This window comes from Carbonicoccus niuqiaonis, assembly GCF_050157065.1.
Lineage (GTDB): Bacteria > Actinomycetota > Actinomycetes > Propionibacteriales > Propionibacteriaceae > Avipropionibacterium.
This window is the reverse complement of sequence record NZ_CP189573.1, coordinates 3736607-3748687: the sequence shown is the minus strand read 5'-3', so window position 1 is coordinate 3748687 and position 12081 is coordinate 3736607. Positions and strand designations below refer to the sequence as shown.

10 protein-coding genes and 1 tRNA gene are annotated in these 12081 nt (G+C 70.7%); 10 read left to right on the top strand and 1 reads right to left on the bottom strand.

Features of this window, described 5'->3' with window-relative positions; genetic code table 11:
- The first annotated feature begins 146 nt into the window (after nucleotides 1-146).
- The 8 genes from ACQBAU_RS17085 to ACQBAU_RS17050 all read left to right on the top strand — a co-directional run bounded on the left by ACQBAU_RS17085 (nucleotide 147) and on the right by ACQBAU_RS17050 (nucleotide 5660).
- Nucleotides 147-220: transfer RNA gene (locus ACQBAU_RS17085), tRNA-Gly, on the top strand.
- A gap of 50 nt (nucleotides 221-270) precedes the next feature.
- A complete protein-coding gene (locus ACQBAU_RS17080; RefSeq protein ID WP_434549581.1) occupies nucleotides 271-621 on the top strand; it encodes a hypothetical protein in 351 nt (116 codons plus the stop codon).
- 132 nt (nucleotides 622-753) lie between these two features.
- Entirely contained in the window at nucleotides 754-1509 is a 756-nt protein-coding gene (locus ACQBAU_RS17075) for a DUF4129 domain-containing protein (protein WP_465255482.1), read from the top strand.
- The gene (locus ACQBAU_RS17070) at nucleotides 1506-2003 is read left to right on the top strand and encodes a hypothetical protein (RefSeq protein WP_434549578.1); all 498 of its coding nucleotides are present in this window, start codon (nucleotides 1506-1508) and stop codon (nucleotides 2001-2003) included. The genes ACQBAU_RS17075 and ACQBAU_RS17070 overlap by 4 nt, the downstream gene beginning before the upstream one ends.
- A complete protein-coding gene (locus tag ACQBAU_RS17065) occupies nucleotides 2000-3076 on the top strand; it encodes an AAA family ATPase (RefSeq protein ID WP_465255483.1) in 1077 nt (358 codons plus the stop codon). The genes ACQBAU_RS17070 and ACQBAU_RS17065 overlap by 4 nt, the downstream gene beginning before the upstream one ends.
- Nucleotides 3077-4447: a DUF58 domain-containing protein gene (locus tag ACQBAU_RS17060; protein ID WP_434549576.1), complete on the top strand. Its 1371-nt coding sequence runs from the start codon at nucleotides 3077-3079 to the stop codon at nucleotides 4445-4447. It abuts the gene before it with no gap.
- 2 nt (nucleotides 4448-4449) lie between these two features.
- Nucleotides 4450-5013: a hypothetical protein gene (locus ACQBAU_RS17055; protein ID WP_465255484.1), complete on the top strand. Its 564-nt coding sequence runs from the start codon at nucleotides 4450-4452 to the stop codon at nucleotides 5011-5013.
- Nucleotides 5010-5660: a hypothetical protein gene (locus ACQBAU_RS17050; RefSeq protein WP_434549574.1), complete on the top strand. Its 651-nt coding sequence runs from the start codon at nucleotides 5010-5012 to the stop codon at nucleotides 5658-5660. The genes ACQBAU_RS17055 and ACQBAU_RS17050 overlap by 4 nt, the downstream gene beginning before the upstream one ends.
- Nucleotides 5661-5740: 80 nt before the next feature.
- On the opposite strand, the gene ACQBAU_RS17045 is transcribed toward ACQBAU_RS17050, so the two are convergent.
- On the bottom strand, nucleotides 5741-8233 hold the full coding sequence (locus tag ACQBAU_RS17045) for a DUF4838 domain-containing protein (RefSeq protein ID WP_465255485.1): 2493 nt from the start codon (nucleotides 8231-8233) through the stop codon (nucleotides 5741-5743).
- 151 nt (nucleotides 8234-8384) lie between these two features.
- On the opposite strand from ACQBAU_RS17045, the gene ACQBAU_RS17040 reads away from it, so the two are divergent.
- The gene (locus ACQBAU_RS17040) at nucleotides 8385-9182 is read left to right on the top strand and encodes a PP2C family protein-serine/threonine phosphatase (RefSeq protein WP_465255486.1); all 798 of its coding nucleotides are present in this window, start codon (nucleotides 8385-8387) and stop codon (nucleotides 9180-9182) included.
- Nucleotides 9175-12075 carry an FHA domain-containing protein gene (locus ACQBAU_RS17035; protein WP_465255487.1) on the top strand — a complete coding sequence of 967 codons (2901 nt, stop codon included), beginning with the start codon at nucleotides 9175-9177 and terminating at the stop codon, nucleotides 12073-12075. The genes ACQBAU_RS17040 and ACQBAU_RS17035 overlap by 8 nt, the downstream gene beginning before the upstream one ends.
- The last annotated feature ends 6 nt before the right edge of the window (nucleotides 12076-12081 follow it).

The following is a 12081-nucleotide window of genomic DNA, read 5'->3' as shown; positions in this document are numbered from 1 at the left end:
GCCCACGTCCAGTGGTGTCGCTGTGGCACCCTTCCCGACGAGGCCTCGCCGGCGGTGATCATGGTGCGACCGCGCGGCGCGCTGACTTGCCCGCTGGGCGTACGGGTGGGCTACAATCGCTGCCACGGCGGCCGGTGGCCGCCCGTGCGGATGTAGTTCAATGGTAGAACATCAGCTTCCCAAGCTGAATACGCGAGTTCGATTCTCGTCATCCGCTCCACAGCCTCCTCCCTGGTCAGGGCGGGTTTCATCCGAAGCTGGAGGTCGTTCATGACGCCAGAGCCATTCGCGATTCGGCTTGCCGCACGTGACGACGAACTCCTTGTCGAACTCCGCTTCGGTGACGTCGGGAACGACCGCGCCGACCTGCACGGTGCGGTCCCGTGGGTCCACCTCGTGCGGGAGGACTCGAGCCACCTGCCTCCGAACGGCCGCAGCATCACCAAGTCCCCGAACCAGTCGTATGTGATCACGTACGGATTTCCGGTCGCGAGCGCGGGAGACGTCGTTGCGTTGCACGTGGAAGGGGCGTTTCTCAATGGGGCACACGTCAAGCTCGACCTCCCCGTGGTCGCCGCAGGAGGACACCTCGTGCACCAGGTGGACGACCTCGACGGTTGACTCGGCAACGACTGACTTCACCCACCAGCACGGTGAACGGCGCGTGCAATCGGTTACCCCGACGCGCGACGCGCCGTCCCGCACCGTGGTGCCGGGTTCGACACCGGCCCGTCCGTTTGCTTGGATCAACCAATGATCGCCGCCGACGAGGAGCGACCCGGCGAGGCCTCGGAGGCCGAGCCGAAGGTCACCAGCACACGGGTGCTGGTGGTGGCGGCGTTGTGTGCCGCGGCGGTCCTGCTGCTGTTGTTGGCCGTGACGGCCCGGACGGCACCGGAGTCACCGGTGACCAAGATCCCCGAGTTCAGCCGCGAGGCCAGCCGGAGCCAGCCGCCGCCTCCACCGCCCCCGTCGATGAACGTGCCCAGCAACAACCTGCCGACCGAGGAGATCCAGCCGCCGTCGCCGGTCGCCGAGACGATCACCGACGTGATCGTCGCGGTGGTGGTCGTGCTCGGCTCGGCGGCGGTGCTCGCGATCATCATCCTGATCACCCGTACGGTGATGCGGCGCGAGGAACCCGAAGGCTTCGAGGTCGACGACGGCGAACGGGTGGTCGACCTGGGCGAGGTGGACGACCTGATCACCCGCAGCCGCGCCGAGCTGGACGTCGGCGGCCCGGTCAACCAGGCGGTGGTCCGGTGCTGGGAGGGCCTCGAGGCGCTCGCCGAGAACGCGGGCAGCACCCGCAAGCCGTCCCAGACGGCTCGGGAGTACACGATGTGGGTGCTGGCGCGTGCCGACCTGCCGGCCGAGGCGATGGCGAAGCTGGCCGACCTCTACGAGGCAGCCCTGTTCTCCGGTGAGCAGTTGCCTGAGGACGCGCGGCAGACCGCGGTGGCCAGCCTCGGCGAGCTCCGCGATGCGATCACGGAGAAGACGTCGTGAGCAGCCACCACAGCGTCCGTCGCGGGCCCGTCCCGTGGCGCAGCTTCGTCAAGGTGATCATCATCGTGGGCGCCTCGGTACTGCTGGCAACCCTGCTGTTGACCTTGATCGGCTTCGAGCTGCACATCCCGTTCCTGGTGATCTTCTCGATGTCGGTCGCCGCCGCCATCTGGCTCGGCAGTCGGGTCGTCGACCCGGCCCCGACCGTCCCCGACCAGCGACCCGTGCTCGACGTGGTCCACCTCCAGTCGCGCAACGCCGACCGGCGGGTCCGCAAGCTCGAGGAGTTCCTGTACGGGGCGCAGCCGCGGTTCAACCTCGCCAGCGGCGAACTCCGTGGCGCCATCCGCGAACTCGTCGACGAACGCCTCGAGAGCCGCACCGAGCCGGCCGTCCTCTCCGACGACCTGTCCTCGTACCTGTCCGCAGACCCCGCCCCACCGGTGGATCGCAACGCCATCCGGTCGATGATCAAGGAGATCGCCTCCCTATGACAGCTCACTCCTCCGCCCCCGACACCGAGTCGGCCACCACCGAGTCGCCCGCAGACGGGCAGGCCCCCACCGGTCAGGCACCGGCTGCCGGGCAGGCACCGCAGGCCGAGATCAGCATCAGCGACGCGTCGCAGCTGTGCCATCAGGTGATCGACCAGGTCGAGCGTGCCGTCGTCGGCAAGCGGGAGGCGCTGGAGCTGGTGCTGACCGGCATCATCGCCGGCGGCCACGTCCTGCTCGAGGACTTCCCCGGGCTCGGCAAGACGCTGGCCGCCCGAAGCTTCGCCCAGGCGCTCGGCCTCGACTTCCGGCGGGCCCAGTTCACCCCCGACCTGCTGCCGTCCGACCTGACCGGCAGCTACGTGTTCGACCAGAAGCGTGCCGAGTTCGACTTCCGACCTGGCCCGCTGTTCACGGGCCTGCTGCTGGCCGACGAGATCAACCGCACCCCACCCAAGACCCAGGCCGCACTGCTGGAGGCGATGCAGGAACGCCAGGTCACCGTCGAGGGCCAGACCCACAAGCTGCCCCGGCCGTTCCACGTGCTCGCCACCGCCAACCCGATCGAGACCGAGGGCACCTACCCACTGCCCGAGGCGCAGCTCGACCGGTTCCTGATGCGGCTGCAGTTCGGCTACCCGCAGCCCGACGAGGAGTGGGACGTGCTGTCGCGCCGAATCCTGCGCCGGCAGGAGGACCAGACCGTCGACGCGGTGCTCGACCCGACCAAGCTGATGCAGATCCAGGACGCCGCCGAGGACGTGTTCTTCCACCCGGCGGTGGGCCAGTACGCCATCGCGATCACCGCCGAGACCCGCCGCGACCAGCAACTGCTGGTCGGCGCCTCCCCGCGCGGATCCCTTGCCCTGTTGACTTGTGCGCGGGCGTACGCGCTGATCCAGAACCGGTCGTACGTCACCCCGCAGGACATCAAGGCACTCGCCGTCGGCACCCTCGGCCACCGCGTCACCGTCCGGCCGGAGCTGTGGATGAGCAACGTCACCGGTGAAAAGGTGATCGCCGGTCTGCTCGACCGGATCGAGGTCCCGTCCGAGTACCAGCCGGAGCGGTAAGTGGCCTCGGCAGGCAGGACGACACCACCGCCCAGGGCCGTACGGCTTCGCCCGTCGGTGGCGCTGTTGCGGGCAGCCGTGGTGCTCGTGCTCGCCGGCGTCCTGGCCGTGCTCAGCCACCGCGTCGAGCTGCTGGTGCTCGCCGCCCCGTTCGCGGTGTGGTGTGCCCTCGGCGTGGTCCGTCGGCCGACCGAACCGGCCGTCCCGACCGAGCGGCTCAGTGCCCGTCGGCTGGCGGTCGGCGATGCGGTCGAATACGTCGTCGAGGTGCCCGGGACGGACTCGGTGCTCGCGCTCCACGTACCGCGTCCACCGCGCTGCGACGTCGAACCGGCACTCGGCGGCGTCGTCGCCCGAGGTCGCGCCGTGGTGGCGGTCCGACCACAGCGGTGGGGTCGGCACGTGGTGTCGGCCGAGGAGGCCTCGATCACCGACTCGTGGGGCATGTGGACCGGGTTCTGGAAGCCGCAGGACCTGACCGTCACCGTCGCCCCCGGGCTGGACACCCCCGGTGGTGGCGACTCCATCCCGCACCCGATCGGGCTGGTCGGCATCCACCCGAGCCGGGCCCGCGGTGACGGCAGTTCGTTGGCCGAGATCCGCGAGTTCCAGTCCGGCGACCGGTTGAAGCGGATCAACTGGAAGGTGACCTCGCGGACGGGCCGGTTGCACTCCAACGCGACCACCGCTGAACGTGACACCGAGGTGCTGATCGTCACCGACACCCTCGCCGACATCACCGTCGGGCCGTCGGGGCGCAACCAGTCCCGCGTCGAGGGCGGCTCCAGCCTCGACATCACCGTCGGCGCGGCCGCGACGATCAGCGACCACTACATCCGGCTGGGCGACCGGGTCGGCCTGCACGACCTGGGGTACGTGATCGGCCCGGTCCGCGCCGGGGCCGGCGCCCGCCAGCGCGCCATCATCACCGACCAGCTCGCGCGAGGATCGGCTGAACGGATCGGGATGTCGTCGTTCCGCCGCGTCGGCCGGGTGCGTCCGGGCTCGCTGGTGGTCTGCTGCACCCCGCTGCTGAATGCCGACGTGATCGACGAGGTGCTGCGGCTGATGCACCGCGGCGTGGCCGTGATCGTGATCGACACCCTGCCGCCCGAGCTGGGCAAGATCAACACGTTGGCAGGTTCTTCGTCGCGGGCCGGCGCCATGATCGAACGACTCGGACAGCGGATGCGCAACGAGCGCTACTGGACCGAGGCGTGGGCACTGCGCCGGATCGAGCGGGACTCCGACCTGAAGAAGCTGGAACGACTCGGCGTACCGGTCGTGGCCTGGGAGGGCATCGGCAGCCTCGCCACCGTCGTGTCCGCGTTGGCGGCCAGCCGCACTGCACCACGGATGGCGAGGCACTGATCATGATGGGACTGATCGACGAAGCCGCGGACGTGCTGGAGCGCTTCCGCCGCTTCAGCAGGCAGCAGTGGCTGCTCCGGCTGATCATCGCGGTCGGTGGCCTGGTCGCCTGCGGGGTGTTGTTCGTGACCAACCTGTCGCCGGTGTTCGCCTTCCTCGGGGTGGTGGGGTTGCTGGCCACGCTGCTGTTCCCACGCGGCCACGCCGGCACGGTCTTCCTGGTGATCATCGTGCTGTGGGCCGCGTTCGGCGGCGCCGAGTCGGGCCTGCTGCCGTTGGTGCCGGTCGCCCTCGGCATGCTCGCGGTCCACTGGGCGGGTGCGGCGACCGCCGTCGGACCCAGCTTCGCCGAAGTCGATCGACGGGTCTGGGAGGGCCTCACCTTCCCGCTGGTGTGCGCGGTCGGGGCGATCGTGTTTGCCGTCGTGCTCGGGCTGGTGTCCGGGGCCATCGTGTTGCCGCCGTCCCTCATCCTGGTCGGCCTGATCCTGCCGTTGCTGCTCGCCGCAGCGATGGTGGCGCTCTGGCCGACCGACCGTCGCCCGACCTCCCAGGAGCAGACATGACCGATCAGCAGTGGAGCACCGAACAACGCTGGAGTGACGACAACCGGGACCGGTTCACCGCCGCTGCCGCCCGGGTGACGGCGGCGATCGAGCGGCATGTCGCGTCGGTCGCCGCGGCCGATGCCGACACCGATGAGGAGGCGTTGGCCCGTACGGCCGGCGAACTCGAGGCGGCGCTGTCGGCGCTGAGCCATGCCGAGTTGGCGCTGTCCGGGGCGTGCGCGTTCTGGCTGGGTGGCGACGAACTCGACGAGGACGAGGTCGGCGCTGCCGCCGAGGGGGACGCGGAGGACGCGGAGTCGGGTGATGGCGCCGGGTCGACCGGTCTGCCCGACGCCCCCGAGGGGGCGCTCGACGAGCCCGCGGTCGACGCCGTACGCAGTGAGCTGGGTGCCGAGGAACTCGCCGTCCTGGTCCGCATGGACTTCAACCTCGACGACCGTACGGACCTCCTCGCGGCCGCGGCCGCCGCACTGCAGGTGGACCCGGCCGACCTCGACTTCGACCCCGAAGCCGACGTGGAGTCGGCCATCTTCGCGATCGCCCAGACCGACGGCTGGGACCGCTTCCTCGCCGACGAGGTGCCCGGACTGCTCGCCGAGGGAGCGGTCGCCGAGATCATCCGCGGCGAGACGCCCGAGTCCTGACGAACTCGGGTCGGCACGCGTCAACGAGATCGATCACGTGGGCCACCGAGGAGCTGACCCCTTCAGGCCTGCCCCGCGCTTCAGTCACCGCGCGGCTGGTATCCCGCGATCGAATCCACGTACGCGTCGGGGTCGGTGTCGAAGCCGTCCAGGATGAACACGTACTGCCCCTCGACGATCGGCACGTCGTTGATCGTTGTCGGCACCGAGAAGAGCGCATCGACCGTCACCCAACCGTCGCCGGTCGAGTGGAGCGGGATGATGTTGCCCAACGCCCGGCCCTGCTGCCGGCCGGTGGCGTCGCGCAGGTTGAGGCCCACCTGCACGGTGGCGCGATAGCTGTCCCCCGGGGCGCGGAGGTGGCCGCGGAAGGCGACCATGCCGGGCTTCAGCGGGATGAACTGGGCCGGTCCGCCACGTAGCAGGTGCCGGACCAGCAGACTGCGCTCACCGTCGTGGGCAACTTCGGTGGTCGGGACCAGGGTGCCGGCGCTGGCGATCCACAGGTCCCACAGTGCTGCGCCGTCCTCGAACGACCCGTTGCGGATCACCGTCGGCGCGACGCCGGCGGCCACGTCCAGGGTCAGCGCGACGTAGGTGGTGAAGTCGTTCGCCGGGCCGTTGCGCCGTTCGGTGAGCCAGTCGGTGACCGGTCCGCCGTCGGGTTCGGCACTGGTCAGGTGGTCGACCACGCCCCAGAACTTCGACGGGTTCCAGCCTTCCCAGATCAGGCCGTGCTGCTCCGGTTCCGACGGGTGCCGCAGCAGGGGGTACGCCCGCCAGGTCCGGATCAGCGCGAGACGTTTGGTCGACAGCTGCGCCAGCTGCTGCCAGCTTGTCTCGACGTCGGCCAACATCGCGATCGCTGCCTCGGTGCCCTGCGGCGGCGGGACGTCGCGCGGGCACGACATCGCACTGGCGTAGTAGTACTCGAACATGGTGCGCAGTCGGGCCGCCCGTACGGTCTGGGGGTGAGTGCCCTTGTTGGCCCAGACCTGATCGATCAGCGCCTGCGCCTCGGCCACCTTGCTCAGGGGGACGGCGTCGAGGTAGCCGGTGGCGGTGAAGGCCTGGTAGGTCGAGTGCTGCTGGAACCACGAGGTGTGCCACGCGTGCTGCGTCCAGATCTCCTCCCACAGTTCGTAGAACTGCTTCAGGTACGGTGCTGCCTTCGGGCCGACGGCGAGTTCGTACCACCGGTCGAGTTCGGCGTCGACATCGAGGTTGACGTCCCACATCAGCCGCGCGGTCAGCCACGGCTTGGGCCCTTCACCCCAGTTGGGGTACATCTCCTGGTAGTGCGCGACGACGTTGTGCTCCTTGGCGTACCGGAGCACCTCGGCAGCGTGGCGGTTGAAGATCCGCGGGACCAGGTACGGGGAGCCGTAGCTGTAGTCGTACCACCCGATCTGGGACGCCACCTCGCCCCATGCCGCCAACCGCGCCTTGCTGGCGGCGGCGACCTCGGGGTCGATCCAGCTGTAGCGGTCCTGGGTGAAGAACGGCACCACGCGCGGGTGCAGGGGGAACGTCGGCGGCACCTCGAGTTGTTCGTACGCGAGGAGTCCGAACCACTTGTCCGGCAGGTCCTGCAACACCCGCTCGACCACCGCGTTCACCCAGGCGTAGTAGGGATCCGACGGCTCTGGCTCCTCGAAGCCGGCGGAGTCGTTGACGCCCAGGCTGATGCTGTTGGACTCCGGGTTGGCCGCGAACCACGCCTTGATCTTGGTGACGGCCACGTCGATCGTGTCGGGGTTGGTGAAGGCCGGCTGCCACCCGACGGTGACGCCCGGGGCGGGTGGCCGACCGAACGCGTAGTACTCCGGATGGGATTCGCCGAACTCGCTGACGGGGAAGAAGTTGAACAGGTTGTGGTGAAAGTCGTAGGTGTTGTTGTGCCAACCCTGCAAGCGATGCCGGGCCGCCCACCGGTAGAGGTCGGCGGGGAAGGTGCCCGAGACGTGCGGCTCGTTCACGAACGGACTGATCATCCGCATCGGGAAGTCCGGTTCCTTGATCACCTTCTCGGCGGGCATCCGGATCGTCGACAGCTGCGGGACGTGGGTGCCCTCCTCGGTCGGCATCAGCCACTCCACCCCGACCGCGCTGGTGATGAAGTCGTGAGTGCCGTTGATCGATCCCCATTCCGTCGGGCCGAGGATGGTCATCGAGCGGCCGTGCGGAACGATCGCGAACCCGGACGGGTCGAGTCCGGCCACCTCGTCGACCAACGCGGCCGGCGTGCCCGGGCCGACCACGCCGAGGTTGATCGCCCCCGCGTCGGCCGGCGGCGGGTTGCTCGGCAGCGAGGCGGTCTGCAGACGTACGCCGGTGGCCTGTTCCACGTAGTCGACGAGTGCATCGCGGGCCGCGAGCATGGACGTACCTGCCTCGTCGGAGACCACGACCACCATCCGTGACATGCCGCGGTGCACGATCGGCAGCCCGGAGCGCGCGGCGGAGGCGACACCGGGGGCGGCGGCGAGGGCGATGCCGCCGACACCGCCGGTGACGATCAGCTGGCGGCGCGACAGTCCGGTGGTGTCGCGGGCATCGGGTTCGCGGGTCATGGGGGTCTCCTTCTGCGTCTGGGCTCATCGGTGAACCGCTCACACAGACTAGGAGCCTGCTAGAACCTAGGTCAAGAGTTGACATCGCCGGGGGGCGTGGCAGTGTCCGGGGCCGACCCGTACGACCTGTTGCGCCCCTAGACTCGGGCCCGTGCAGCAACTGGCATACAGCGCCCTGACCCACCCCGGCCGGGTACGGACCAACAACGAGGACAGCGTGCTCGCGTCCCCGCCGGTGTTCGTGGTGGCCGACGGCGTCGGCGGCTCGTCGGCCGGTGAGGTGGCCAGCGGGATCGTGGTGGACGAGTTCGCCAAGTTGCTCCCGGGGCCGGTGGACGACCGGCAGGTCTCGGCGGCGCTCGCGCGTGCCAACAACCGGATCCTGACCCACAACGAGCGCAACGACGTGCAGTCGGCGACCACCGCGGCCGGTGCGGTCGCGCTGGACAACGGGAGCGGTCAGGGCTACTGGCTGTTCTTCAACATCGGCGATTCGCGCGTCTATCGGCGGACGGGCCCGGTCGGGCAACCGCTCATCCAGGTGAGCGTCGACCATTCGCGGGTGCAGGAGTTGCTCGAGTCCGGTGAGATCAGCCCGGAGGAGGCGTGGCGGCATCCCGAGCGCAACGTGGTGACCCGGGCGGTCGGTTCGTTGGGGTTCCTGCCCGACTTCTGGTTGATGCCGCGTAACGTGGGCGAGCGCATCATGATCTGTTCGGACGGACTGCTCAACGACTCCCCCGGAGCCGAGGTGAAGCGGATCGTCAAGGAGGTCGAGGGGGCCGAACGGGTGGCACAGCACCTGCTGGCCCTGGCCCTCCACCACGGCGCGCGGGACAATGCCACGGTCATTGTGATCGACGTGCTGGACGACGGGTCGGATGTCGACAGTACTGTGCCAATGGCACAAACTGTGCTGACGGCGAGGAGGAACCACCCCCATGTCTGAGTCCAACCAGCCTGAGTCCAATCAGCCTGAGTCCAACCAGGGCCGGGCCGCCGGCGGACCGGTCGGCCACTGGCGCGCGACCTACACCCCCGGGTCGTGGATCGTGCTGTCGGGCCCCACCGCCATGGTGGTGCTGCAGCCCGCGCCGGCACGCGCGTCGACCCTGCTCAACGGGATGTGGGAGGAGGTCGTCGCCGGCTCGTCGATCCATGACGTCGCCGAGCGGTTGGCCCGCTACAACATTGAGGCGATGCCCTCGTTCGCCGCCTTCTTCTGGGACGGCGACGGCCTGCGGTCGCTGGTCCGTGGCCGGGTGCAGGTGATGGACCTGGCCTCCGGTGAGCACGTGGCCGACGGGGACGGCATCGTCACCTGGTCCGAGGCCGGGCTGGGTGACGTACGACAGGTCCGGATCGACATGGAGGGTACGGCCGAGGAGTCGGTCGACAAGCTGCAGCTGCCGCTGGTGGTGGGCGCGGTGACCGCGTCGGCGATCGTGCTGGACGCCACCGACGAAGCCGTGGTGGCGTCGCCGCAGGTCTCCGCGGGGTCCTCGGCCACGGCCGGCGGCGCGACGGTCGGGAACGTGGCAGATCTCGAGTCCGGTGCGGTCAGTGAGGTCCCGGGGTCCGAGGAGCCGGAGGTCCGGCCGAGCCGAGCGGTCGAGTCGGAGCCAGCCGTCGCCGAGCCAGCCGTCGCCGAGCCGGATGCCGTCGAGCCGGATGCGGTCGAGCCAGCCGCTGCCGAGCAGGCCGCCCCGGCGGAGGTCGACGCACCACGGCCAGCTGCCGAGCCGAGCGACGCAGCGGCCGGGACAGCTCCGTCGGATGGCGCGGGCGTTGATCCGGCCCTCGCCGCCTTCGGGATCGGTGCCGCGGGAGCCGCCGCTGGAGCGGGCGTTGCGGCCCATGCCGCAGGGTCCGACGACCCTGGGGCGGCTGCCGGGTCCGACGACGAGTCGAGCCCGGGCGCCGACGCGGGCCACGCTCCGGACCCCGCGCATGCCGACACCGAGCAGCTGACGCCACAGCCGCCCCGACCGGACCAGCCCGAACCGGACCAGCCCGAGCCCGAGCAGCCCGAGCCGGAGCCGGCCCCACAACCCGCGTCGTACACCCCGGAGCCGGGTGACCGGAACGACCCCGCACTCGCCCTGTTCGCCGGCGGGGGGTTCGGTGGCGAGGAGTCCGAGCCGGAGCAGCCCGAGCCAGAATCCGAGCCCGGGCCGGAACCTCAGGCGCAGCGGTCCGCAGGACCGGCGGGGCAGTTCGACCAAAGGGCTCCGGGCGGTCCGGGTGGTCCCGGTGAACAGGGTGGTCCCGGCGAGCACGGTGGTCCCGGCGAGCAAGGTGGTCCCGGCAGTCAGGGTGGTCCCGGCAGTCAGGGCTTCGCCGGCGGTCAGCCTGCGCCCAGCCATGGCGCTCCGACCAGCTCGCAGTTCGGTGCGCCACCATTGCCGCCCGAGCAGGCTGCTGCGCCGCAGCCCACCGGTCAGCAGTCCGCGTCGAGCCAGGGATCGGCGTCGGGCTTCCCGTTCGGCCCGCCGCCGGGCGGACAGCCGAGTGCGCCGGGAAATCCGTTCGCCCCGCAGCCGCCGGGTTCTGCCGCCTCCGCCTCCGGTCCGTACGGGCAGCCGGGCCCGGGTCAACAGGGTCCGGGTACTCCGTGGGGAGGCCAGCAGGGACCGGGTCAGCAGGGACCGGGTCAGCCAGGCCCCGGCCCGCAGGGCCAGCAGGGGCCTTCGGGTTGGGGGAGCCCGCCGCAGCAGGGCCAGTTCGGCCAGCAGCCGGGTCAACAGCAGCCGGGCCAACAGCAGCCTGGGCAACCGCAGCAGGGCCCGTACGGTCAGCAGCAGTCGGGTCCGCAGGGCCAACCGCAGGGCGGCCCGTACGGCCAGCAGCCCCAGCCCGGCCAGTGGGGACAGCCCGGCGGCCAGTACGGGCAGCCCGGTCCACAGGGGCAGCAGGGTCCCGGACCACAGGGGCAGCAGGGTCCCGGACCACAGGGCCAGCAGCCCCCGTACGGGCAGCAGCCGGGACAGCCCGGCGGCCCGGGCCAACAAGGGCAGCCGGGCCAGAACCCGTACGGCCAACAGCAGCCCCCGTACGGACAACAGCAGCCCCCGTACGGACAGCAGCAGCCACCGCAGGGGCAGCCGTCCCCGTTCGCGCCACCGGGCGCCACCCCGGGTGGACCGGGTGGGCCGCAGGGCGGACCGGGATCCGCCGCATCGGCGGCATCGGCGGCTTCGGCCGCCGAGTCCCCGTACGGACAGCCGCAGCCACAGCCACAGCCTTCGGCCCAGGAACCACCGCGGCCGCAGCCGGCGAACATGCCCGACGACGCGGTCGACCACGACGGGGCGACCGTGTTCGCGACCGGACTGGCGCGCTCGCTCAAGCCGAGCGAGAACCTCGGCGGGGACGGTGACCTGTTGCTGGCGGTGCTGTGCAACCTGCAGCACCCCAACGAACCGGGCAGCCAGCGCTGCGTCCGGTGTGGTGGCAGCATCCCGCCGCAGAATCCGCGACTGGTCAGCCGGCCCCCGCTGGCGGTGCTGCGCACCTCCCACGGCGACCGGCTCGAGCTCGACCGGACGGTCCTGATCGGCCGGTCACCGACGGCCTCGCGGGTGCCGCGGGAGCAACTGCCGCGGATGCTGACGGTGCCGAGCCCGAGCCACGACATCTCCCGGACCCACGTCCAGGTGGCGCCGGAGGGGTGGTCACTGGTCGTCACCGACCTGCACTCCACCAACGGCACCACGCTGGTCCGCCCGGGTGCCGACGTGGAGCGCGAGCGGTTGACCCCCGGTGAGCCGACCGAGCTGCGGATCGGCTGGATCCTCGACCTGGGCGACGGTGTGACCGTCACCATCGACCCGCCGGCCTGAACCGCG